This is a genomic window from Bradyrhizobium sp. 141 (assembly GCF_023074055.1).
Taxonomy (GTDB): domain Bacteria; phylum Pseudomonadota; class Alphaproteobacteria; order Rhizobiales; family Xanthobacteraceae; genus Bradyrhizobium.
Map to the genome: position 1 here is coordinate 1 of NZ_JADPKR010000017.1, position 24,000 is coordinate 24,000.

Sequence of the window (24,000 nt, forward strand, 5' to 3'; positions counted from 1 at the left end):
GAAGGAAAGTTCGGCTCCCGGGAGAGCACGGCATAAGCCGTCCGACCATCGCGCAGGGAAGGCCGAGTGATCGGCACCACCTGTATGCTGCTGTGCGGTGCTTCCTGCGTGTGCATTTCGCGCGGCGGACCGCGGGTGCGAGCTGGCACCCGGCCTTCCCTGCGCCCTCTTGGCTCAAGAGGGTGGAGTGATCAAGCAAAGCTCGGGTGATTTCAGCCGCGAGAACGGGAAGGCATGTCCGCGTGTCACAAACTCAAATATCGTAGGGTGGGCAAAGCGCAAGCGTGCCCACGGTCCCTTCGATACAGAACGAGATGGTGGGCACGGCGCTGTGCGCCTTTGCCCACCCTACGGCACTGCACTTGGGAATGTGCACTGGAGCGTCGAGAACGCGACAGCTTCAGTTCCGACTCAATCAGAACCGAAGCCCCCGCGGTCGCCTTATGGCGCTTACTGCTTGATCTTCCCGTCCTTGTCGAACTGGGCGACGAAGGACCAGAGATTGTTGATCTCGGTCTCGTTCTTGATGCCGGCGAACGCCATCTTGGTGCCGGGAATCTTGGCCTTGGGATCCTTGATGTATTCCTTGAACGTGGCCTCGTCCCAGGTGATGCCGGAATTCTTGTTCGCGTCCGAATAACTGTAGCCCTCGGCGGTCCCCGACTTGCGACCGTTGAGACCGTTGAGCTCGGGACCGACCTTGTTCTTGGCGCCTTCGCCGATCGCGTGGCAGGCGAGGCATTTGTTGAACGATGTCTTGCCGGCCGCGACATCCTGCGCCATCGCGGCGGGTGCGGTGGCAATCACGGTGAGGATCGTCAGTGCGCCAAAAGTCAATTTTGTCATCGGTTGCTCTTCGTCTCTTCCCTGGTGGGTCTGGCCTGGTCAGTCTCTTGCCTGATCGCAATCGCCCGACCTGCCGGTTTTGGCAGGCCTGCTCGGCTTGGACAAGCCGCCAAACCATGACAGGTTTCATGATTTCCTACTTGTCCCAGAGCGAACTCGCTGGAGATCGTCGATCCGACTTTCGGATAGCCTACCCAAACAGGCGCGGACGTGATTGATTTGCCGAGACAAATTGATCATGGGCTACGAGCCGGAAGGATATGTCATGAAGGACTTGATATGGCCATCATGATGCCTGCGAGCGACCAGGCGGTGCTTGCGCGCCGCGCGGGGATCATTGCTGCGTTGCGCGCAATCGTGCCCGGTGAGGGCGTGATCGATACGCCTGCCGAGATGCGGGCCTATGAATCCGACGGCCTGACCGCCTATCGGCAGCCGCCGATGGTCGTGGTGCTGCCCGATACGACCGAGCAGGTCTCGCTCATCCTGAAATATTGTGCAGGGCAAGGCATCAAGGTGGTGCCGCGCGGCTCCGGCACTTCGCTGTCAGGCGGGGCACTGCCGCTCGAAGACGGCGTGCTCCTCGGCCTCGGCAAGTTCAAGCGCATCCGCGAGATCGATTTCGACAACCGCGTCGTCGTCACCGAGCCCGGCGTCACCAATCTGGCGATCAGCCAGGCGGTCGCCCATGCCGGCTTCTACTATGCGCCCGATCCGTCCTCCCAGATTGCCTGCTCGATCGGCGGCAATGTCGCGGAAAATTCCGGCGGCGTGCACTGCCTCAAATACGGCATGACCACCAATAACGTGCTCGGTTGCGAGATCGTGCTGATGAGCGGCGAAATCCTGCGCATTGGCGGCAAGGGATGCGAAAACGCGGGCTACGACCTGATGGGCGTCATCACCGGCTCCGAAGGCCTGCTCGGCGTCATCACCGAGATCACGGTGCGCATCCTGCAAAAGCCGGAGACGGCGCGCGCCCTGATGGTCGGCTTCGCCGAGGTCGAGGCCGCCGGCGAATGCGTGGCGCGCATCATCGGCGCCGGCATCATCCCTGGCGGCATGGAGATGATGGACAAGCCCGCGATCCACGCCGCGGAGGCCTTCGTCCACGCCGGCTATCCGCTCGATGTGGAGGCGCTGCTCATCATCGAGCTCGACGGTCCCAAGATCGAGGTCGACGAGCTGATCACGCGCGTCGAGGCAATCGCGAATGGCTGCGGCTCGACCACCTGCCAGATCTCGACCTCGGAGGCCGAGCGCAATCTGTTCTGGGCCGGCCGCAAAGCTGCGTTCCCGGCCGTCGGCCGGATCTCGCCCGACTATCTCTGCATGGACGGCACCATCCCGCGCGGCGCGCTGCCGAAGGCGCTGGCGCGCATCCGCGAGCTCGGCGAAAAATACCAGCTCGGCTGCGCCAACGTGTTCCATGCCGGTGATGGCAATCTGCATCCCTTGATCCTCTACGATGCCAACAAGCCCGGCGAGATCGAGCGCGCCGAAGCCTTCGGCGCCGACATTCTGCGCGCATGCGTCGAGTTCGGCGGCGTGCTCACCGGCGAGCACGGCGTCGGCATCGAGAAGCGCGACCTCATGCCGGAGATGTTCAGCGAGGTCGACCTCAATCAGCAGCAGCGCCTGAAATGCGCCTTCGACTCGCAGGGTCTGCTCAATCCTGGAAAGGTGTTTCCGACCCTGCATCGGTGCGCCGAGCTCGGCCGCATGCATGTGCATGCGGGCAAGCTGGCGTTCCCGGACATCCCGCGGTTCTAGCGTCGGTCGCTGTGCTTTCACTGCAATGCGCCAAATTTGCTTTCCCTTGTAAACTTGGATACCGGCTCAGTCGTGAATACGCTTAAGGTCAGAGACGCCAAAGACGTCGAAGAGGTGGTGCGCGCGGCGATTGCCAATGAGCAGCCGCTCGAGATCATCGGTCATGGCAGTAAGCGCGGCATCGGCCATGCCATGGCGACCAATGCCGTGCTCGACGTCTCCGCGCTCAATGCCGTCACCTCCTACGAGCCGAACGAGCTGATCGTCACGCTCCAGACCGGTGCGCCGCTTCACGACGTGCTGTCGCTGATCGATGCCAAGAACCAGCAATTCGCCTTCGAGCCTGTCAACACCGCGCCGCTGCTCGGCACGCCCGCGCTTGGCACCATCGGCGGTATGATCGCGGCCGGGCTCGCCGGCCCGCGCCGCATCAGGGCGGGCGGGGCGCGCGATCACCTGCTCGGGGCGCATGCCGTCTCCGGTTTCGGCGACAGCTTCAAGACCGGCGGCAAGGTGGTGAAGAATGTCACCGGCTACGACCTCTGCAAGCTTCTCGCGGGGTCCTGGGGCACGCTGTCGGTGATGACCGAGGTCACGCTGAAGGTGATGCCCAAGCCTGAGGCCGAGCGGACGCTGCTGCTGCGCGGGCTGGACGATGCCGCCGCCAACAAGGCCATGACCGCGGCGCTCGGCTCGCCCTTCGACGTCTCCGGTGCGGCGCATCTGCCGAAATCGGCGTTCCGGGCCAAGACCGAGGGGCTTGGCGATCTCGCCGGCCAGGGCGAGGCGCTGACCGTCCTGCGGCTCGAGGGCATCACGGCTTCCGCCGCCCACCGTGCCGGATCGCTGCGCGAATTGCTGGCGCCGTTCGGAACCGCGACGCTGGTCGAGGATGTGGCGTCCGCGGCGCTGTGGGCCACGATCCGCGACGTGCTGCCGTTCGCGGCCAGCGGCGCGCTCGGCGCCTGGCCAGTCTGGCGCATCGTCTGCCCGCCGGCCTCGGGCGCCACGCTCGGCGCGCAATTGGCACGCGAGACGGGGGGCGATGTGATCTACGATTGGGGCGGCGGCCTGATCTGGGCGGCGCTACCGCCGAAGGCTGACGCGCATGCGCCGGCCGTGCGCGCTCGTTCGAACGCGGTCGGAGGGCACGCCACGCTGATCCGGGCGGCCGAGGATGTCAGGCGGGATGTCGACGTCTTCCATCCGCAGGCACCAGGTATTGCTGCACTGAGCGAGCGGGTGCGCGCCAGTTTCGATCCAAAGACCATTCTCAACCGGGGACGCTTGAGGCGGGACGTTGCGGCATGAAGACCGAATTCTCACTGGCGCAGCTCGCCGACCCCGATACCGCGGAGGCCGACAAGATCCTGCGCGCCTGCGTCCATTGCGGCTTCTGCACCGCCACCTGTCCGACCTATGTGCTGCTCGGCGACGAGCTCGATAGCCCGCGCGGCCGCATCTATCTGATCAAGGAGATGCTGGAGAAAGACCAGGCGCCGACGGCCGAGGTGGTCAAGCATGTCGACCGCTGCCTGTCGTGCCTGGCCTGCATGACGACCTGCCCCTCGGGGGTGAATTACATGCATCTCGTCGACCAGGCCCGGGTCAGGATCGAGCAGCGCTATCAGCGGCCGCTCACCGAGCGGCTGCTGCGCCAGGTGCTGGCCTTCGTGCTGCCGGACCCGCAGCGTTTTCGCGTGAGCATGGTGCTGGCCCGGCTGGTCCGGCCGCTTGCCGTGTTCCTGCCGACGCCTCGTCCTTCCGCTACGCCCGGTCTGATCCAGCGCCTCAAGGCGATGCTGGCGCTGGCTCCGGGCCGGCTGCCATCGCCGGGCCCCGCCGGCGGCAGCGTGTTCGCGGCGCTGGGCAAGAAGCGCGGCCGGGTCGCGCTGCTGCAAGGCTGCGCCCAGCAAGTGCTGGCGCCGCGCATCAACCAGGCTGCCATCAGTCTTCTCACCCGCCACGGCATCGAGGTTGTCCTTGTCAGGGACGAGCAGTGCTGCGGCGCGCTGACCCATCACCTCGGCAACGACCAGGATGCATTGGCGCGGGCCCGGGCCAATATCGCGGCGTGGCGGAAGGAAGCGGCCGGCGAGGGGCTCGACGCCATCCTGGTGACCGCGTCCGGCTGCGGCACGGTGATCAAGGACTATGGCTATCTCCTGCGCGAGGATGCTGCGTTCGCCGCCGACGCGGCGAAGGTGTCCGCGCTCGCCAAGGACATCACCGAATACATCGCCGGCCTCGGACTCGAACCGACCGCGCGGCAGGACAACATCGTCGTTGCCTATCACTCAGCATGTTCGTTGCAGCATGGGCAGAAAATCACGGGTCTTCCGAAAGAATTGCTTTCCAAGAATGGATTCGTGGTGAAAGATGTCCCGGAGAGCCATTTGTGTTGCGGTTCGGCGGGGACCTACAACATTCTCCAGCCCGAGCTTGCGAGCCGATTGCGCGATCGCAAGGTCGCCAACATCGCGAGCGTCAAGCCGGACATGATTGCCGCGGGCAATATCGGCTGCATGGTGCAGATTGCCAGTGGCACGTCAGTTCCGGTCGTACACACGATTGAGCTTCTCGATTGGGCTACGGGCGGGTCGCGGCCGGCATTGAATGCGCAAGTTTGAGCTTTCAAAGGCTGAGCTTTCGTCCGGAGGTGACGACTGAAGACGCCCGATCGACCATTGTTTGGCGGCAACAGGAGGACCACGATGGCGAAAGCGAAAAAGAAGAAAAGCAAGAAGGCCAAAAAGGCGAAGAAGGCTGTAGCGGCGAAGAAATCCGCCAAGAAGGCAGCCAAGAAGTCTGCGAAAAAGTCCGCGAAAAAATCGGCCAAGAAGTCTGCCAAGAAAGCTTCGAAAAAGGCCGCCCCGAAAAAGGCCGCCAAGAAGGCTGTGAAGACGTCGGCCAAGAAGGCTGCACCGAAGAAAGCCGCGAAGAAAGCGGCACCGAAGAAGGCGAAGGCAGCACCCGCGCCGAAGCCATCAGCACCGGCGGCAACTCCGGCTCCCGAGCCGGCGGCCGAGACAAGTTGGGCGATGCCTTCGTCTTCTGCGGAAGCGGCGCCGGCCGAGGGGCAAAGCTAGGTCCTACCCGGCGACCGCGAGCGTCAACAGGAAGGCCGCTGCGGTGACGCTGCGGCCTTTTTGCATGACCACAAGGACCGCCGGAAGCCGCCCCTTTCCCGCGCCTGTCTGATTCGTAGCCCGGCTGCCACGCGAACCGCCTTCCCGTACTTGCACGGTCCCTTCGTGCACTTTGGAATGCAAATAATGTGATCGAGAAGACACACAGGCTGACAACCTTTCGTGGAATCGTCAAAACGCCCAAAAAGTCGGCAGATGCTCGTGATTTTTGCTTCACGGCCCACATCCCTCAATCCAGATTGTCGCAGTAATGCAATTTTGCACATAGGTCGTTCGCCCCGGGGGGCTTCCGGGATCCGACGGGTAAGAACTTGGCGATGGGGATCGAAATGAAAAAAGTGGCTTTGTTGGCAACGGCGCTGGCAATGGTGACGACGGGTTCGGCTTTCGCGGCAGACTTGCGCGTGAAGGCATTGAAGGCCCCGCCGCCGCCGGCCTTCGATCCCTGGGATATCGCCTTCGGTGGCGCGGTCATGAGCGACTACATCTTCCGCGGTATCACCCAGTCGAACCACAAGCCGTCGGTCGCCGTCTATTTCGAGCCACGCTACAACGTCACCAAGGATCTCCAGCTCTATGTCGGCGTGGCCGGTGAGAGCATCTCCTTCCCGAACCGCGCCGCGGCCGAGATCGACATCTACGGCGGTATCCGCCCGACCTTTGGTGCGTTCGCCTTCGACATCGGCGTCTGGGGTTACCTGTATCCGGGTGGGACCTGCTATTACGGCGCGCCGATCGACACCGCCGGCAACCCGCTCAGCGCCCAGTGCGCCACGAACGCCCTGCTCAACGGCAACGTGATGAAGAAGGACGTCAGCTTCTTCGAAGTCTACGGCAAGGTGAATTACACCATCAACGACAACTGGAGCGTTGGCCTCAACGAGTACTACACGCCGAGCTTCCTGAACTCCGGTGCGTGGGGCGATTACGTGTCGATCACCGCCAAGTATATCGCTCCGAGCACCATTTTCGGCTCCAGTGGCGTCGGCATGTACGTCTCGGGCGAATTCGGCCGCCAATTCCTGGGCACTTCCGACTCGTTCTACGGCACGGGCATCGCCGCGCCGGGCTTTGCCGGTCCGTTCCCGAACGGCATCAAGTATGCCGACTACAACACCTGGAATATCGGCGTGGGCTTCACCTACAAGGTCTTCACGCTCGATCTGCGTTACTCCGACACCGACCTTTCGAAGGCGAACTGCAACGCGTTCACCAGCGACTATACGGCAGTCGCCAACGGCAGCTTCAGCAACATCAATCCGACGGGCGTCGGCTCCAACTGGTGCGGCGCGGCCGGCATCGCCAAGCTGTCGTTCGACCTGACGGCGATGACCAACCTGAAGTAAGTTTCTTCCCGAGACCATCTACGAGGGCGGCAGAGCAATCTGCCGCCCTTTTGCTTTGGGGGCGCGAGTGCTCGGCCATCGTGGGCTCGAGACGCCCGCCTGCCTCTCAGCGCGCCGCGCTCGGCTCCGCCCGGGCCGGCTCGCCGGTTTTGCCAAGGACGTGGATCTCGCCGTCCTCCACCAACGCGACCTTGCGGGTATGGAAGGCGTCCAGCGTCGAGCGGTGGCCGATCGAGACGATGGTGGCCTGTGGCAGCTTCTCCGTCAGCAGCCGATAGAGCCGGTCCTCGGACGGTTCGTCCAGCGAGGCAGTCGCCTCGTCGAGGAATAGATAGTCCGGCACGTGCAGCAGGGCACGAGCAAGCCCAAGGCGTTGCTGTTCGCCGAGCGACAGTGTCCGGTTCCAATGTCCATCCTCGTCGAGACGGTCCGCCAGCCGCTTCATGCCGACTGCTATCAAGGCGTCGCGGATCTTCTCGGCTGGGATGGAGCCGTGCGCGGCAGGGTAGATGACGGCGTCGCCCAGCGGGCCGATCGGGAAATACGGCCGCTGCGGCAGCATCATCAGCTTCGACTTCTCGGGAATGGCGACCGTGCCGGTGCCGAACGGCCAGACGCCCGCGATGGCCCGGAACAGTGTCGACTTGCCCGAGCCCGACGGGCCGGTCACAAGCACCCGCTCCGACGGCTGGATCGTGAAGGCATCGGCTGCGACCAGAGGTGCGCCGTTCGGCAGCTTGACCAGCAATTGCTCGAGCGCGATTGCCTTGCCGGTCGATGGTGCGACCTCGATGGTCGGTTCGAGCGCCGCGCCGTGGGCGGAGCTGACCGACATCTCGAAGCCATCGAGGCGGGCGATCACAGCGCGCCACTCGGCGAGCGAGCGATAGGCGGTGACGAAGAAGGACAGCGCATCCTGCACGCTGCCAAACGCCGAGCCGGTCTGCATCATGTCGCCGAGCTGGATGCGCTTGGCGAAGTAGGCCGGCGCCACCACCACATAGGGAAAGATCGTTGCAGCCTGACCGTAGCTTGCCGTGAACGCGGTCAGGCGCTTGGTCCGGCTCATGATCTCGTACCAATTGCCGATGACGAAGCCGAAGCGCCGCAGGAGATGCCCTCGCTCCGCGTTCTCACCTTTCAATAGGGCGATCTGTTCGGAATTTTCGCGCAGGCGGATCAGGTTGAAGCGGAAGTCCGCCTCAAAGCGTTGCTGCTCGAAATTGAGATTGATGAGCGGGGCGCCGATCCAGTGCGTCAGCCCGGTCCCCAGAATCGCGTAGACCAGCGCGCACCAGACCAGAAAACCGGGGATGAGGATATCGGTGCCGTAAATGTACAAGGGGGCCTTGTAGGACAGACCCCAGAGGATGACGACGAACGAGGCCAGCGTCACGATGGACGACAAAAGGCCAAGGCCGATGGTCAGCGTTTGTTCGACGAAATTCTTGACGTCCTCGGTGATACGCTGGTCCGGATTGTCGGCAGCGTCGCCCTTGAGCTGCATGCGGTAATGCGTGGCGCCTTCGAGCCATTCGCCGAGATAATGTTGCGTCAGCCATTGCCGCCAGCGGATCTGGAGCCATTGGTTCAGGTAGAGCTTGTAGACGGCCAGTGCGACGAAGGTGAAGGCAAGGCCAAGGAAGATCCAGACCTCCTTGACGAACTCGGGCAGATCGTAGGCCTGCAGCGCGCTGTAGAACCGGTTCTGCCATTGATTGAGGAGCACATTGATCGCGACCAGCACCAGCTCCATGGCGACGACGACTGCGAGCAGGCCGCGGCCGGCCCATTTGTCCTCCGACCAGAAATAGGGAGCGGCGATTCGCCAGACGATCGCGAGCGTGGCGCTGATGTTCTTCACAGAGCAGGGTCTCCTCGGGAAATGTGCATAAGTGCCGGAGCCAAGGACTTGAAGCCATGGCGGAAAGCGGCGCGGTTAGACTAAAGTCGCAAGTTCTGCAATTTGCGTTGTCTTGTCGCACCCTGCAACCCTAGCATGGCGCTCGACGGCGCGGGGTGGGGTGCTCCGGGATTTCGCGAGCTTGTGAGCGGACGGGAACCGCTGCATTCGCGAGGAATTCGCGTCCAGCTCGGGGGTTATCGGCTTCCAGCGTCAAGCAGGATCGGCTCTCCACGCGGGCCGTCTGCCGCAAACATGCGTGGGGAGGAAGATCATGTGGAATCAAGTCTATGATCCGCTGCACAGCCCGGTGCTGTCGACGATTGCGGCGGCAGTGCCGGTCGTCACGCTGCTGGTCCTGATCGCGAGCGGCCGCGTCCAGGCGCATATCGCGGCGATCATCGCCGTGATCGTCGCCAATCTGATCACGATCTTCGTCTTCACGATGCCGGCGAACATGTCGATCCGCGCCTCGGTGCTGGGCATCGTGACCGGCTTCTTCCCCATTGGCTGGATCGTTCTCAACGTCATCTTCCTCTACCAGGTGACGGTGGCCACCGGGCGCTTCGAATTGCTCAAGCGCGCGGTCGGCGGCGTCACCGAGGATCGGCGGCTGCAATTGCTGCTGATCGCGTTCTCCTTCGGCGCGTTCTTCGAGGGCGCCTCTGGCTTCGGCACGCCGGTCGCGATCACCGGCGCCGTTCTGATCGGCCTCGGCTTCTCGCCGCTCGCTGCCTCCGGCCTGTCGCTGATCGCCAACACCGCGCCGGTCGCCTACGGCGCGCTGGGCACGCCGATCCAGGGCCTGGCCTCGGTGACCGGGCTCGATCCCTACATCCTCGGTGCGATGGTCGGCCGGCAATTGCCGTTCTTCTCCCTGATCGTGCCGTTCTGGGTGGTGTGGGCATTCGCGGGCTGGAAAGGCATGAAGGATGTCTGGCCGGCGATCCTCGTCACCGGCGTGTCGTTCGCGATCCCGCAATTCGTGATCTCCAACTTCATCAATCCCTGGATCGTCGACATCGGCGCGTCGCTGATCTCGATGGGCGCGCTGATCCTGTTCCTGAAGGTCTGGCAGCCCAGGCAGCTCTGGCTGTCGCCGGCGTTGCGCGGCAACGATGAGTCGGCCGCCACCATGGCCGCGGCAAAGCCACTCGACAAGACGCCGCTGACGCAGAGCGAGATGTTCAGCGCGCTGCTGCCGTGGATCATCGTCTGCATCGTGATGCTGATCTGGGGCAACGGCGCCTTCAAGGGGTGGGCGAACTCGATCTTCGTCTGGAACTATCCGGTGCCGGAGCTGCACCAGATGATCAACAAGATGCCGCCGGTCGCACCAGGGCCGACCAAAGAGAGCGCGGTGTTCGGCTTCACCTATCTGTCGTTCACCGGCACGGGCATGCTGATCGCGGCCATCATCTCAGGCTTCCTGATGGGCGTCGGTCCCGGCAAGCTCCTGACCGAGTACGGCCGCACCATCCGGCTGTGCGCGATCTCGCTGATCACGATCTCGGCGATGCTGGCGATCGGTACGCTCACACGCCTGTCCGGCGTCGACGCGACGCTCGGCCTCGCCTTCGCCGCAACCGGCGTGTTCTATCCCTTCTTCGGGACGCTGCTCGGCTGGCTGGGCGTGGCGCTGACGGGATCGGACACCGCCTCCAACGTGCTGTTCGGCAATCTGCAGAAGATCACATCCGAGCAGCTCGGCCTGTCGCCAGTCCTGATGGCCGCGGCGAATTCGTCCGGCGGCGTGATGGGCAAGATGATCGACGCGCAGTCGATCGTGGTCGCCTCCACCGCCACCAACTGGTACGGCCACGAGGGCACGATCCTGCGCTTCGTGTTCTGGCATTCGATCGTGCTGGCCTGCCTCGTCGGTGTGCTCGTGACGTTGCAGGCCTATGTCTGGCCGTTCACGGCGCTGGTCCTGAAATAGCAGGCCACGCCCGGCTTCGGCACAAATCCCCGCGAGGTTCGCCCCCGCGGGGATTTTTGCATCCGATGTGAGCGAAGCTTCTCAATGGCGCCGCCGTCTTATAGAAGGTGCGGCAAATCAGGTTGGACGAGAGGTCTCATGGTTTCGCTCAAGCGGTTGGTGTGTGCGGTGGTTGCAATGCTCGCGACGTCCACGTTCGCGCGTGCCGAGGACGGTTTTCCGTTCGGCACCGAGATGACGCTGGAAGCACTGCCGCAACCCGGCTCCAAGCGGATTCCGAACATCGAGATCGGCGACCATGGCGAGGTCGTGCTCGAGCTCTGGTGCAAGGGCGGCAAGGGCCAGTTCTCCGTCGCCGGCAACACCGTGATCTTCGTTCCCGGTCAGATCCAGGATCGTTCCTGTCCACCTGCAAAGGCGCAGGCCGACGATGAGCTCGTCGCAGCCCTCGGCAGCGTCGAGACCTGGAAGCGCCAGGGCGACGTGCTGACGCTGATCGGACCGAAGTCGCTGCGCTTTCGTTCGACCGGGAATTAGGTCTCGAACATTGCTCTGGTGTCCCGGACAAGGCGCGTCGCGCAAGCGATGCGCCGCAGAGCCGGGACCCAGACTCTCTCCACGATCCAGTCTCTGGTTTCTGGGCCCCGGCTCGTAGCGCTTCGCGCTACGTCCGGGGCACGAGAATCCTACTTCCACACCGACTTGTCGGCGTCCCAGCGCTGGCCCTTGAGCTCCTTGACGAGCGCCTCGATCGAGCCGTTGTCGTCGGGCTGCTCGCCTTCCTCGTCGACCGAGGCGTCATCGGAGAGATTGAGCTTGGCGCCGCTGCTCTCGTCGGCAGTCGTCGTCGCGGGGCTGCCGATCCAGAGCATGAGCTTGTCGGTCGTGCCGGGCTTGTCGGGCGCGACGAGCCCTGCAACTTCGATCGTGTCGGTGAGATCGAGCGCCGGAAAATCCTGGTTCGGCCGCTTGAAGACCAGCTTCAGCTTGCCCGTGGCGGGATTGAAGCTTTGCGAGACCGGCTTTGCCGTAAGTGTTCGGCTCAGAACGTTCGAGACGGCGGCCGCGAGCTTGTTGCGGTTGATCTTGTCGCCCTCGCGCCAGTCGGCCGCGGCGAAGCGGATGGTGCGGTCCATCTCGGTCATGCCTGCCGTCCAGCCTGCGGCGGTGATGCCGGGCATCGCCTTGAATTTCGCCAGCAGCGCGCCGGCGCGCTCGGGGTCGACCGACATGTTGATGGTTTGCTCGCCTGCGCGCAGCGCATCGCAGCCGACATTGAGGCTCGCCAGCGTCACCTCGACCTCCTGGCCCTTCAGGCTCTTCAGGAAGTCGGTTGCAGCTTCGAGCTTGACCTTGACCGCGATCGCCTCCGGCGAGACGTCGGTGAAATCCTTCGGCTGCGGCGTAATGCCGTCGTCGGAGGTCTGGTTGTCCTGAAATTCCTTCTCGCTGAGGTCGGAATTGTCGGGCGAGGTCACCTCCGTCACCATCTGGCCAATGCTGATCTGGCCGCGGAATTCGAAGCTATCCCCGGCCTGCTTGCGCAGCAGCTTGACGCTGACGGGTGACTTCTCGCTGATGCTCTGCGTGGTGCCCGTCAGCGTTTGGCCGGCGACCTGGAGATTGACGACGAAGCGATCCTTGCGGTCGGAATTCTTTGCGACGGGATAGCAGACGTCGAGCACGGCCGCCGTGACTGTCTTGCCCTGGCGCGTCTCCTTGAGGATCACGTCGGCATTGCCGTCCATCAGCCCGTCGATCGAGGTAAAATAGCGCGTCTCCACGCCCCCGGGCGCCGTGGCCTTGGGTGACAGCTTCATCTGGGCGGCGGCGGAATGTGGCGAAGCGGCGAGCAGAGCCACCAAAAGGGCTGTCGAACAAACCGGAAGCGCGCGCATCGCGGAAATCCCTGATCAAGAATCGGCGCGTCACCGTAGTGGGTTTTGGCCGTCGGTTGAATCGGAAAGCTGTAGGGCAGGGTCTGCAAAAAAGAAGGCCGCCCGGAGGCGGCCTTCGCAACATTGTAATGAAAGGATCGGCTTAGAAGCCACCCATGCCGCCACCGGCGGGCGCGGCTTCCTTCTTCGGCGTCTCGGCGACCATGGCCTCAGTGGTGACCAGCAGGCCGGCGACGGAGGCGGCGTCCTGCAGCGCGGTGCGCACCACCTTGGCGGGATCGATGATGCCCTTCTCGACCATATCGACATAGTTCTCGTTCTGGGCGTCGAAGCCGAAAGTCTCGGACTTGTTCTCCAGGATCTTGCCGACGACGATCGAGCCTTCCACGCCCGCGTTCTCGGAGATCTGACGGATCGGGGCTTCCAGCGCCTTCAGCACGATGTTGATGCCGGCCTGGACGTCCGCATTGGCGTTGGTGAGACGCCCCACGGCCTTCTTGGCGCGGAGCAGCGCGACGCCGCCGCCGGGGACGATGCCTTCCTGCACCGCGGCGCGGGTGGCGTTGAGGGCGTCCTCGACGCGGTCCTTCTTCTCCTTGACCTCGATCTCGGTCGCGCCGCCGACGCGGATCACCGCGACGCCGCCCGCGAGCTTGGCCAGGCGCTCCTGGAGCTTCTCACGGTCGTAGTCCGAGGTGGTTTCCTCGATCTGGGCCTTGATCTGGCCGACGCGGGCCTCGATCTCCGGCTTCTTGCCGGCGCCCTTGACGATCGTGGTGTTCTCCTTGTCGATCACGACCTTGCCGGCGCGGCCCAGCATCTTCACCGTGACGCTCTCGAGCTTCATGCCGAGGTCTTCGGAGATGAGCTGGCCGCCGGTCAGGATCGCGAGATCCTCGAGCATGGCCTTGCGGCGATCGCCGAAGCCCGGCGCCTTGACGGCGGCAACCTTGAGGCCGCCACGCAGACGGTTGACGACCAGGGTGGCCAGCGCCTCGCCCTCGACGTCCTCCGCGATGATGACGAGCGGCTTGCCCGACTGCACCACCGCTTCCAGCACCGGCAGCATGGCCTGCAGGCCCGAGAGCTTCTTCTCGTGCAGGAGGATGTAGGCGTCCTCGAGCTCGGCGGTCATCTTCTCGGGGTTGGTGACGAAGTAGGGGCTGAGATAGCCGCGGTCGAACTTCATGCCCTCGACGATGTCGACTTCGGTGTCGAGCGACTTGTTCTCTTCGACGGTGATGACGCCCTCATTGCCGACCTTCTGCATCGCCTGGGCGATCATCTTGCCGATGGCGGCATCGCCGTTCGCCGAGATGGTGCCGACCTGGGCGACCTCGGAGGAGGCCGCGACGGGCTTGGCGCGCTTCTCGATGTCCTTGATGACGGCCGCCACCGCGCTGTCGATGCCGCGCTTGAGGTCCATCGGGTTCATGCCGGCGGCAACCGCCTTGGCGCCTTCGCGCACGATGGCCTGGGCCAGCACGGTCGCGGTGGTGGTGCCGTCGCCGGCGAGGTCGTTGGTCTTGGAGGCAACCTCACGCACCATCTGGGCGCCCATGTTCTCGAACTTGTCCTCGAGCTCGATCTCCTTGGCGACGGTGACGCCGTCCTTGGTGATGCGGGGCGCGCCGAACGACTTCTCGATGACGACGTTGCGGCCCTTCGGGCCCAGCGTCACCTTGACGGCATTGGCGAGAATGTCGACGCCGCGCAGCATGCGATCGCGCGCGTCTCCGGAAAACTTGACCTCTTTGGCAGCCATATTCTGCAATCCCTCTGGTTTCGTGATGTGTCTATCGCTCGCCTCGTCGCATCATGTCCGGGGGTCCGCAGGTCGAACCCGGTGGAATGATGGATGCCCGGATCTCGGCGACCCGGGCATGACATTCAGCGGCCGTTCAGGCGGATGGCCTTAGGCCAGAACGCCCATGATGTCCGACTCCTTCATGATCAGGAGATCTTCGTTGTCGATCTTGACCTCGGTGCCCGACCACTTGCCGAACAGCACGCGGTCGCCGACCTTGAGGTCGATCGGGGTCAGCTTGCCAGCCTCGTCGCGGCCGCCGGGGCCGACGGCGACGACCTCACCCTGGGACGGCTTTTCCTTGGCGGTGTCCGGAATGATGATGCCGCCCTTGGACTTTTCCTCGGCGTCGATACGTTTGACCACGACACGGTCATGCAGCGGACGAAATTTGGATTTAGCCATGACGTTTCCCTTTGGAGGCTCGCTTCGGAAGTAGTGGAAGTGGGTGGGGCGGCGCTTCCGTCCACCCCCTATCCCGAGGATCGAACGGCGCGCTTAGCAATCGGGCTTTCCGAGTGCTAATAGTGGGCCCGGAAATATGGCTTGGCCGCGATCCTGTCAAGCAAAGGTGGTTAAGCGATTGGTGAGGCGGATATAGGATGGTGGCATTGGAAACTTGTTCGGGGCGCCGACGTATCAAAGGACGTCATTGCCCCGGCAGCGGTTTTGCGCTTGGCTGCGTGAGGGGTGCGGCCATGGTTTTGTTCGGGGGAATGCCATGATCAGTTCAGCTCACGCGCGCACGGTTGCCAACCTGGCGGCCGCCTCTTGTCTGGCGCTGCTGCTGGGCGCTTGCGGCGGCGGCATGAGCCTGCCGTCCTTCTCATCGTCCTCGCCGCCGCCCGAAGCCGAGCCGGGAGTAGCCCCGGAAATGCCTGCGACCATTCGCGGCGACGAGATTGTGGGCCGCTGGGGTCTGGCCTCGTTCCAGAACCCGGCCGACCGCGCCCGCACCGAGGCTGCCGCCCGGGCCCAGTGCAAGAATCCCTACGTGATCACCGCCGGCTCCTCCGGCGGCGTGATCATGCATCTGGCTGACCAGGCAACGCCCCAGGAGCTGCGGCTGAAGGGCTCGCCGAGCGGCAAGAACTACATCGGACCGGCCGGTCCGACCCCCGGCGAGCAGGACCGCGAAATCATCTCCTTCGACGGCCGCGTCCTGATCACCCGCTTCATCGACAAGGACGCCGCCACCCGCTACGGCAACATGGTCTACGTCCGCTGCGCGCCGAGGGCGTAAGAAGATAGCGCCACGCACGGTGCACCCTCGCCCCTTGCGGGAGAGGGTGGCTTCGCGCCAGCGAAGCCGGGTGAGGGGTTTCTATCCTCACGAACGGTTTTGCGAGCGGATAGAAACCCCTCATCCGGCGCTTCGCGCCACCTTCTCCCGCAAGGGGAGAAGGGAAGGCATCTCGCTAGAAGAGCCAAAACAAACAAAAAACGCCGGCTCTCGCCGGCGTTTTGTTTGTCCGCAATCCGCGTCCGCTTAGTCGAACAGCGCGTCGATGTCGTCCTGCGAGGCGTGGCCGACGTCGCCGGTGAGCTTCGGACCGTTGAGAAGCTTTTCGTCCTCGCTGCGATTGTCCACCTGCGCCGGCACGTGGGACTTGATCGCGTCGACGCCGCCCCAGATCTCCATCATCGCATTGATGTGCTGCTCGATGAACTTCATCGTGCCCATGACCTTGCTGATGCGCTGGCCGGTCAGGTCCTGGAAGTTGCAGGCCTCGAAGATCGAGATGACGCGTTCCTGGATGTCGTCGGCGAGCCGCTTCTGCTGGTCGACCGAGTCCACCTTGGACATCGCGCTGGCGGCCTGGTCGATCGATTCCGCGGCTTCGAGGATCTGCTGGGTCGCCTGCTCGGTGCCGCCGACGACCGCGCCGAGCTCGCCGTTGACCTTGGCCATTTCGCCGCCGTCAAAGCTCTTGCCGTGCAGCGTCGCGATCTCGCGCTTGGTGCGGTCGATGGCGTCATGGATGAGGTCGAGCTCGACCTTCAGCTTCTCGCACTGCTCGATCTGCGCCCGATAGGTGTCGAGCATGGTACGAGCCTCGGAGAGCTCGTGGGCGGTGGAGGCGTCGATTGCCGCCATGGCTGCGCTGCCCGACAGGGGCACGCTGCCCTTCGCCATCTGGGCGCGGATCGCACGTAGTTCGGCCATGATCTCGCTATGCATCGGGATTGCCTCTTCGGTTACGTCCAAAATCGGCATCTCGCCACCAGCGATATCCTCGACGCGAAAACGTTTGCGGTGAACAGCCATCAGGATACTCCCCCCACCTCACTCACGCGTCTTTGTAGTCAGAAGCGATTTAACACGAAGTTCACAGCAGGAACTGTTGTGCGGCGTCGTGCGACGGCGCGCAAAGAAGCGATTAACCATGGCCGCGCCGCGTTCATCGAAAATAAACGCTGATCGCCAAATTGCCCCTCGGTTGACGACGTGGTGAATCCAAACGCCTGATACGTTTACCAAACAAAACGGCTTTTGCTTTTTATTGACCACGTCGAGGGGCGCGGACCAGCCATCAGCTCTCCACGGCGCATGTGATCTAGACGAAACAGTACAGAGTACGTCGATGTTCAAGAAAATGTCTGTTGCGCTGCTCGGCAGCGCTTGCACCTTCATTGCCGGCGCAAACAGTGCCGGCGCCTTCGACAATAGCGTGCCGAACGATCCGCCCGCGGTGCTCTACCAGCCGCGGGTGCCGCCAGCGCCAGTGCGCGTCGCATCCAATTCGAACATGGGCGGCGGCTTCATCGAGTTCCTGTTCGGTGACGGCCCCGGCCGCGGCCCGGCCTACGCGCCGGAGCAGCCGGTGTATCAGCAGCAGCCGGGCTATTACGACCAGCGCCGCCTGCCGCCGATGGGCGAGCCGCAGGTGCAAGGCGGATATCAGCAAGGCACGCTTCAGCAGGAGGCGGTCGATCCGCGCCAGCGTCCGTTCGATCCGAGGTTCGAGAAACAAGCCGTTGACTATAGCGGCAAGGAAAGTCCCGGCACGATCGTGGTCGATACCCCGAACAAGTTCCTCTATCTCGTCGAGGGTAACGGCAGGGCGATGCGCTACGGCATTGGCGTCGGGCGTCCCGGCTTCACCTGGTCCGGCGTGAAGTCGATCACGGCCAAGCGCGAATGGCCGGACTGGACGCCGCCGGCGGAAATGATCGCGCGCCGCCCCGATTTGCCCCGGCACATGGAAGGCGGCCCGGAAAATCCGCTCGGCGCCCGCGCGATGTATCTCGGCTCGACGCTCTACCGCATCCACGGCTCCAACGAGCCCTGGACCATCGGCACCAACGTCTCCTCCGGCTGCATCCGCATGCGCAACGAGGACGTCATCGACCTCTACGGCCGCGTCAATGTCGGCACCAAGGTCGTGGTGATGTGAGGCGCGATGCGCTCGATGCGAGCCGTCAACTCGGCGTGCCGCGCCGGCTCGCGATGCGCGGCATCGAAGCCGTTGCGCGGCCGGCGTACGCCTTCCAGCTACGGCCTATGCTCGCTGACGACGCCGCGCCGACCTGCGACGAGGGGCAATGGAGCCGCGACGGCGCGTTGAATGGGAACCCGGTGCGCGAGCGGAGCGCTTCAACCGCCGCGCCGACAGCTCTGCCTTCCTGACGCGCTCGTGCAGTCCCTCCAACTCGTACAGTTCGGTGATGAGATGCGTCGTCACGTCGGCCAAGGTTGCAATGCGGTGCTGAAGTGGACTCATTTCTGAAACCCCGAGAGGCAGCCACATGGTGTGTGGCATGAGCAACGTGTTCTTCCAGTTGAACACCCATGTCCGAATTTGGAAATCCGGGAGTCTACGGCCGAGCGCAACGGAATCTGATTTCCTTTTTCATGGTGAACTGAGGCGCGTCCGGCAACGTTCAGCTCAGTGCCATTTCTCGGCGCATTAGTCATACTATATCGAGCCGCTTCTCTGCGCGCTGTGGCACAGAAGGCGCTTGAGCTAGGACGCAAATGAAAACGGCCGCCTGGAGGCGGCCGTTTCGCATTTACTGGGCGAATTGCTTACGCGTAGTCGCTGTCGCCATCGTCTCCGCCGCCGAAATCGCTGTCGTCGGCCATGTCCGTATTGCCGTCGTCGCGATTGTCGTCGTAGTTCTGATCGTTGTTGTTGTTGTTCCGATCGTCGTTCGACGCCTGGTCGGAGAAGCCCTGGCGGGAATCGCGATTTGAGCCGATGTCGTTGACGCCCGCATCGCGCGCGAGCGAGCCGCCTGACTGGTCGCTGCCGCTCCAGGGGCTGCGGTCGCCGAGGGCATTGGTATCGCCGAAGGCCTGCTGGTGCGATCCACCCATCATGCCGCGGATGCTGGACAGCAGCAGCGAGCCGCCGACGACGCCGGCGGCCGCTGCCGCCGCCGTGCCGAGGAATGAGCCGCCGCCACCGCCGACCGGCGGGGCGCCGTAACCCTGACCTGGGGCTTGACCTGGGCCCTGTCCATAAGGCGGCTGGCCGTAGCCCGGCTGGGTCTGCTGCATCGCCTGGCCGCTGTTCCACACCGGCCGCGCGTCACGCGGCGGCACGTTCGGAACCGAGCCGCGCGAGGGGCCTCCGCCGAACAGCGTGTCGCGCATGGTGTCGAGGAAGCCGCCGGGCGGCGCCTGCTCGGGCGCATGGGCCGCTTCCAGCTCCTGGATGCGGTTATGAGCACGCTTTAGCGCTTCGTCCTGCAACAGCGTGGTCTGCACCAGCGCGTAGATCGCGCCGGGGGCCTTGCGCAGCCCGTCGGAGATCGCAGCGATCGCGTCGGGATCGCGCGGTGCATTTTCCAGCTTTGAAAGCCGGTCGAAAAGGTCGTCGACGAGCTGGCGTTCCTGCGGCGTCATGATCTGTCTCCTTCGCGCAAAACCAAGCGCGCAGGAGATGTAGGGTTCCATTGTGGCCCCAACAGTGCCGGCCGGATTAAATTTCGGTATGCGACAAGCTGCCCTGCGGCTCGCTTTGCGCCGGTTTCATCCCAGTGTGACGCCGCTGTCCGCCAGCAGACGCGCGAAGGCGTCGCCTGAGAGATACGCGTGCTCGCGTTCGCGGACATCCGTCATCGGGTCGAGGCCGGCGAGGATGTCGTCGACGAAGCCGGGATGGCACATCACGAGGCCGCCATCCGGCAAGCCTTCCAGGAATTGCCGCATCAGCTCGCCAAAATCGGCCGCCCGCGTGAAGTCATAGGCGCCGGAAAAGCCGGGGTTGAAGCTGAGGCCGGCGCTGCCGGCGCGGCGGCGGAATTGCGCGCTCAGGACATCGAGCACCATGGCCTTGGGCGAGGCCAGCCGCTGCTTGAGCGGCAGGTCGCGGCCGCCCTGGCGTACCCAGGCGTTTGGCGCGACTTCGGCGACCGCATCGACAAAGCCGTCGCGCACCTGGGGATAGAGCTGTACGTGCTGATGGCCATCGACGAAATCAGGCGCGCGCCCGAACGCCTCCGCGAAGGCGGCGAGCTGCGCCTTCACCTCGTTGCGGAAGAATTCAGGGTCGAGCCGCCGCATCAATCCGGCGCGCAGCAGTTTTGGAAACGGCATGAACATGTCGCCGTCGAGCGGACGGAAGTGCATGGTCAGCGGCCGGAACGGCGCCGACAGCGTCACGTGCAATCCGATCGCGCAGCGCGGGCTTTGCCTGGCCGAAGCCTGAAGCGCCTCGACCTCGCTGCGCTCGATCGCCGGGCCCACCATCATCACCGAGGTGGCGTTGAGGCGGCCGCGTTCGATCAGGTCGCGGATGGCGCGGTTGACGCCCGGGCTGATGCCGTAATCGTCGGCGCAGAGCCAGATCCGCCGCAGGTCCGCGGCCGCGCTCATTCGGCCGCGGTCCTCTTTGGGGCGTCCTGGCTTGAAGCGTCCTGACTTGAAGCGTCCTGGGCCTTGTCGGTTTCGAAGTGCTTTTCGCTGTGCTCGGCGACGAAGTAGATCGGACGCGCCTTCAGCTCGGAGAGGATCTTGCCGATATATTCGCCGACGATGCCGATCATGATGAGCTGCACGCCGCCGATCGTCATCAGGCCGATCACGAGCGAGGGATAGCCAGGCACCTGCTTACCGGTCGTGAACACCTCCCAGAGGATCGAAAGGCCGAACAGAAAGGCGCCTCCGGCGAGAATGACGCCGAGCAGGCTAGCGAAGCGTAAGGGTGCGACCGAAAACGAGGTCAAGCCCTCGATCGACAGGCCAAGCAGGCTTGCGGCGTTGAAGGTGGTGACGCCATGGGCTCGCGCCGCAGGCTCGTAATCGACGCGGATCTGGCGGAAGCCGATCCAGCTGGCGAGGCCCTTGAAGAACCGGTTGCGTTCCGGCAGCTGCCTGAGGGCGGCGACCGCGCGCGGAGAGAGCAGGCGGAAGTCGCCGGCGTCCTCGGGAATCTTCTGGCGTGCGCCCCAATTGATCAGCGCGTAGAAGCCGTGCACGGCGAGCCGGCGCAGGAAGGTCTCGTTGTCGCGATGCGCCTTGGCGGTGTAGACGACGTCATAGCCGTCATCGATCCAGTGCCGCACCAGCTGTTCGATCAGGGCCGGCGGATGCTGGCCGTCGCCGTCCATGAACATGACGGCGCCGAGCCGGGCATGGTCGAGGCCCGCCATCAGCGCCGCCTCCTTGCCGAAATTGCGCGACAGCGACACCACCTGGACGCCGATTGAATCGGCCGGCAATGAACGCGCAATCGAGAGCGTCGCGTCCTTGCTGCCGTCGTCGACATAGACGACCTCGCAAGTCAGCCGATAGCGCTCCCGCAAGGTCTTCGCGAGATCGCAGATGCGCTGATGCAGGGCGGCGAGGCCCGCCGCCTCGTTGTAGACGGGGACGACTATCGACAGTCCCTTCGCGGCGGCGCTGGCCGCGGTGGTCGTCATGCCGGAAACGTCAGAGCCCAGCGTCATCGATCAAGGTTCCAGAGGCGTTCAAAGTCATCTCAACAGCATATGGTAGCTGCCGTTTGCTGTCGCAAAGCTGAACGGAAAAGCTGAACGGATCCGGGCTCATCGCCGCAGGAACGCCTCGAGCTTGGCGAACAGCGGGTTCTCCCGGTCGAACACATAGTCGAGCGAAACCACCGAGACGGTCTCGGCGCCATGCTCGCGCAGGAAGCTTGCCAGCGCATAAAGCTGCCCCGGTGGGCAGTGCAGCGTCAGCATGCCGGACGAGGTTGGTCCGCCGAACGGGGTCTCGACGCCGTACCGGCTGTGGGCTTCGCCGAGCAGGGCGGCGTCGCATTGCCGGAAGCGGGTGCGGACCTCGCGATATTTGTTGGCCCGCGCCCGCGCTGCGATGTGATCGAGAATGACGCGCGCCGTCTCCCGCGCCTGCGGCGACCAGTCGGCCTCCTTCGACGCCACGAGATTGGCCTGGCTGCGCAGGATCACGCCGTCGTCGAGCACCCGCAAGCCGTTGGCGGCAAGCGTCGCGCCCGTCGTGGTGATGTCGACGATCAGCTCGGCGCTGCCGGCTGCCGGCGCGCCTTCGGTCGCGCCTGCGCTTTCGACGATGCGGTAATCGGTGATGCCGTGGCTCTGGAAGAACGCGCGGGTGAGGTTGACGAACTTGGTCGCGACCCGCATCCGCATGTGATGCTGCTCGCGGAAGCCGGTGGTGACGTCGTCGAGATCGGCCATGGTGCGGACGTCGATCCAGGCCTGCGGCACCGCGACGACGACGTCGGCATAGCCGAAGCCGAGCCCTTCGATCAGCGACACGCGCTTGTCCGCATCCGCGATGGTCTCGCGCACGAGGTCCTCGCCGGTGACGCCGAGATGCGCAAAGCCGCGCGACAGCTGCGAGGCGATCTCGCTCGCCGAGAGATAGGCGACCTCGACATTGTCGAGGCCTGCGATCGTGCCGCGATAGTCACGGGCGCCGCCGGCCTTCGACAGCTTGAGCCCGGCACGGGCGAAGAAGGCTTCGGTGTTTTCCTGAAGGCGGCCCTTGGAGGGAACGGCCAGAACGAATGGCGCGCTCATGATCTTAAGCTCCCACCTTGCGGCCGATCCGGGTCAGCGCGTCCACCCAGACCGAGAAGCCGACCGCGGGGATCGGCTCGACTGAACCGAGCTGGGTCATCAGCCCGTCATAGCGGCCGCCGGCAACCAGCGGCTCGGCGCCGTTGCCCCGATGATGCAGCTCGAATTCGAAGCCGGTGTAATAGTCGAGGCCGCGTCCGAACGCGGTCGAGAAGCGCGTCTGCTTCACGTCGATGCCGCGCGCGGCCATGAAGCCGACCCGGCTCTCGAACTGATCGATCGCCGCAGCAAGGTCGAGCTTGGCATCGGCGGTGAGCGCGCGCAGCTCGGCGATGGCGTCGTCGGGATTACCCGCAATCGACAGGAAGCGCTTGAGCACGGTGATTGCCTCGCGCGGCAGCGCTCCGCCCTTCAGCGTCGATTGCTCGAGGAAGCGGTCGGCGATCTCGGCCGTGGTGCGCCCGCCGACATTAATGGTGCCGGCGATCGACATCAGATCGGTGACGAAGGCGAGCGCCGCCTTGCGATCGGAGCCGGCCAATGCGGCGAGCACGCCCTGATATTCGCTGCGGGTCGCGGTGGTCGCAGCCGCCAGCCGTTCCAGATCCTGCTCCAGGCTGATCTTGCGGTTGAAATCCTTGACCAGGCGGCGGCGCCAGACCGGATAGAGATCGAGCGCGTCGAGCAGCGCGTTGAACAGCGCCACGTCGCCGGTGCGGATCTCGACGTCTTGGACACCGAAGGCCGCGGTCGCCTCCAGCGCCAGCGCCAGCGTCTCGGCGTCGGCTGCGGCGCGGTCCTGGCGGCCGAACGATTCGATGCCGGCCTGCAGGAATTCGCTGGCCTGGCCGCTGCGGTAACGGAACACCGGGCCAAGATAGCTGAACCCGGCCGGCTGGCCGGCGCGGTCAGAGGCGAGATAGTCGCGGGCGACGGGAATGGTCAGGTCCGGGCGCAGGCACAGCTCCTCGCCGGACAGATCCGTCGTCAGGTACAGACTTTTGCGGATGTCCTCGCCGGAGAGGTCCAGGAACGGCTCGGCCGGTTGCAGGATCGCGGGCTCGGCCCTGACGTAACCGGCCTGCGCGAACGACAAGAGCAGCGTATCCGCCCAGGCGGCGGAGCCGGCAGCATTTGAGGTGGCAGTCGCGGTCATAACGGGGGTCCATTGTCCCGGTGGAACCGGGCAGGCAAGGGATAAGGACAAGATTGGCGCAGCCCTTAGCATGGCCCGAAAGCGGTTTCGACCTCCAAAGGATCAATCGCTTAACGGGTGGCCAATGCGTCCGGTCGCGAAACCGGTGCGCTCCCTCTCCCGCTTGCGGGGGAGGGCTGGGGAGGGGGTGTCTCCGCGGGCGAGAGCCC

At 64.4% G+C, this 24,000-nt stretch carries 21 protein-coding genes; 10 read left to right on the forward strand and 11 right to left on the reverse strand.

Features of this window, described 5'->3' with window-relative positions; translation table 11 throughout:
- Positions 1–450: 450 nt before the first annotated feature.
- Positions 451–846, reverse strand: a complete 396-nt coding sequence (cycA, locus tag IVA81_RS05930; RefSeq protein ID WP_247313650.1) for a cytochrome c-550 CycA — start codon at positions 844–846, stop codon at positions 451–453.
- A 279-nt stretch (positions 847–1,125) separates the two neighbouring features.
- On the opposite strand from cycA, the gene IVA81_RS05935 reads away from it, so the two are divergent.
- The 5 genes from IVA81_RS05935 to IVA81_RS05955 all read left to right on the forward strand — a co-directional run bounded on the left by IVA81_RS05935 (position 1,126) and on the right by IVA81_RS05955 (position 7,114).
- Positions 1,126–2,619, forward strand: a complete 1,494-nt coding sequence (locus IVA81_RS05935) for an FAD-linked oxidase C-terminal domain-containing protein (RefSeq protein WP_247313653.1) — start codon at positions 1,126–1,128, stop codon at positions 2,617–2,619.
- A 72-nt stretch (positions 2,620–2,691) separates the two neighbouring features.
- Entirely contained in the window at positions 2,692–3,930 is a 1,239-nt protein-coding gene (locus IVA81_RS05940) for an FAD-binding protein (protein WP_247313656.1), read from the forward strand.
- Positions 3,927–5,249 (forward strand): glycolate oxidase subunit GlcF, encoded by a 1,323-nt coding sequence (gene glcF / locus IVA81_RS05945; RefSeq protein ID WP_247313659.1) that lies wholly within the window; start codon positions 3,927–3,929, stop codon positions 5,247–5,249. Before IVA81_RS05940 ends, glcF begins: the two co-directional genes overlap by 4 nt.
- Before the next feature lie 84 nt (positions 5,250–5,333).
- Entirely contained in the window at positions 5,334–5,708 is a 375-nt protein-coding gene (locus tag IVA81_RS05950) for a histone (protein WP_247313702.1), read from the forward strand.
- A gap of 389 nt (positions 5,709–6,097) precedes the next feature.
- A complete protein-coding gene (locus IVA81_RS05955) occupies positions 6,098–7,114 on the forward strand; it encodes a TorF family putative porin (protein WP_247313662.1) in 1,017 nt (338 codons plus the stop codon).
- 106 nt (positions 7,115–7,220) lie between these two features.
- Here IVA81_RS05955 and IVA81_RS05960 read toward each other — a convergent pair whose 3' ends face one another.
- Positions 7,221–8,978, reverse strand: a complete 1,758-nt coding sequence (locus tag IVA81_RS05960) for an ABC transporter ATP-binding protein/permease (RefSeq protein ID WP_247313665.1) — start codon at positions 8,976–8,978, stop codon at positions 7,221–7,223.
- Positions 8,979–9,291: 313 nt separating this feature from the next.
- Between IVA81_RS05960 and IVA81_RS05965 the strand changes: the two genes are divergently transcribed.
- Both IVA81_RS05965 and IVA81_RS05970 read left to right on the forward strand, forming a co-directional pair.
- Positions 9,292–10,956, forward strand: coding sequence for an L-lactate permease (locus IVA81_RS05965; RefSeq protein ID WP_247313668.1), 1,665 nt, complete (start codon positions 9,292–9,294; stop codon positions 10,954–10,956).
- A gap of 138 nt (positions 10,957–11,094) precedes the next feature.
- Positions 11,095–11,493: an META domain-containing protein gene (locus tag IVA81_RS05970; RefSeq protein WP_247313671.1), complete on the forward strand. Its 399-nt coding sequence runs from the start codon at positions 11,095–11,097 to the stop codon at positions 11,491–11,493.
- A 149-nt stretch (positions 11,494–11,642) separates the two neighbouring features.
- Here the strand turns inward: IVA81_RS05970 and IVA81_RS05975 are convergent, their stop codons facing one another.
- The 3 genes from IVA81_RS05975 to IVA81_RS05985 form a co-directional block, all read right to left on the reverse strand.
- Positions 11,643–12,854: a hypothetical protein gene (locus IVA81_RS05975; RefSeq protein WP_247313673.1), complete on the reverse strand. Its 1,212-nt coding sequence runs from the start codon at positions 12,852–12,854 to the stop codon at positions 11,643–11,645.
- 142 nt (positions 12,855–12,996) lie between these two features.
- On the reverse strand, positions 12,997–14,619 hold the full coding sequence (gene groL, locus IVA81_RS05980; RefSeq protein WP_247313676.1) for a chaperonin GroEL: 1,623 nt from the start codon (positions 14,617–14,619) through the stop codon (positions 12,997–12,999).
- A gap of 150 nt (positions 14,620–14,769) precedes the next feature.
- Positions 14,770–15,066, reverse strand: a complete 297-nt coding sequence (locus IVA81_RS05985; RefSeq protein WP_247313679.1) for a co-chaperone GroES — start codon at positions 15,064–15,066, stop codon at positions 14,770–14,772.
- A 316-nt stretch (positions 15,067–15,382) separates the two neighbouring features.
- Between IVA81_RS05985 and IVA81_RS05990 the strand changes: the two genes are divergently transcribed.
- Positions 15,383–15,904, forward strand: a complete 522-nt coding sequence (locus IVA81_RS05990; RefSeq protein WP_028140096.1) for a hypothetical protein — start codon at positions 15,383–15,385, stop codon at positions 15,902–15,904.
- A 246-nt stretch (positions 15,905–16,150) separates the two neighbouring features.
- On the opposite strand, the gene IVA81_RS05995 is transcribed toward IVA81_RS05990, so the two are convergent.
- Entirely contained in the window at positions 16,151–16,930 is a 780-nt protein-coding gene (locus IVA81_RS05995) for a protein phosphatase CheZ (RefSeq protein WP_247313681.1), read from the reverse strand.
- Between the two features lie 316 nt (positions 16,931–17,246).
- On the opposite strand from IVA81_RS05995, the gene IVA81_RS06000 reads away from it, so the two are divergent.
- The gene (locus tag IVA81_RS06000; protein WP_247313685.1) at positions 17,247–18,059 is read left to right on the forward strand and encodes a L,D-transpeptidase; all 813 of its coding nucleotides are present in this window, start codon (positions 17,247–17,249) and stop codon (positions 18,057–18,059) included.
- The gene (locus IVA81_RS06005) at positions 18,056–18,292 is read left to right on the forward strand and encodes a hypothetical protein (protein WP_247313688.1); all 237 of its coding nucleotides are present in this window, start codon (positions 18,056–18,058) and stop codon (positions 18,290–18,292) included. The genes IVA81_RS06000 and IVA81_RS06005 overlap by 4 nt, the downstream gene beginning before the upstream one ends.
- Before the next feature lie 399 nt (positions 18,293–18,691).
- Here IVA81_RS06005 and IVA81_RS06010 read toward each other — a convergent pair whose 3' ends face one another.
- The 5 genes from IVA81_RS06010 to IVA81_RS06030 all read right to left on the reverse strand — a co-directional run bounded on the left by IVA81_RS06010 (position 18,692) and on the right by IVA81_RS06030 (position 23,791).
- Entirely contained in the window at positions 18,692–19,513 is an 822-nt protein-coding gene (locus IVA81_RS06010) for a DUF2076 domain-containing protein (RefSeq protein ID WP_247313691.1), read from the reverse strand.
- Between the two features lie 126 nt (positions 19,514–19,639).
- Complete coding sequence (locus IVA81_RS06015) at positions 19,640–20,485, reverse strand: ChbG/HpnK family deacetylase (protein WP_247313694.1); 846 nt, start codon at positions 20,483–20,485, stop codon at positions 19,640–19,642.
- Positions 20,482–21,558, reverse strand: coding sequence for a glycosyltransferase family 2 protein (locus tag IVA81_RS06020; RefSeq protein ID WP_247313696.1), 1,077 nt, complete (start codon positions 21,556–21,558; stop codon positions 20,482–20,484). Before IVA81_RS06020 ends, IVA81_RS06015 begins: the two co-directional genes overlap by 4 nt.
- 99 nt (positions 21,559–21,657) lie before the next feature.
- Positions 21,658–22,635, reverse strand: coding sequence for an ATP phosphoribosyltransferase (hisG, locus tag IVA81_RS06025; protein ID WP_246930800.1), 978 nt, complete (start codon positions 22,633–22,635; stop codon positions 21,658–21,660).
- Between the two features lie 4 nt (positions 22,636–22,639).
- Positions 22,640–23,791 (reverse strand): ATP phosphoribosyltransferase regulatory subunit, encoded by a 1,152-nt coding sequence (locus IVA81_RS06030; protein WP_247313698.1) that lies wholly within the window; start codon positions 23,789–23,791, stop codon positions 22,640–22,642.
- Positions 23,792–24,000 lie beyond the last annotated feature (209 nt).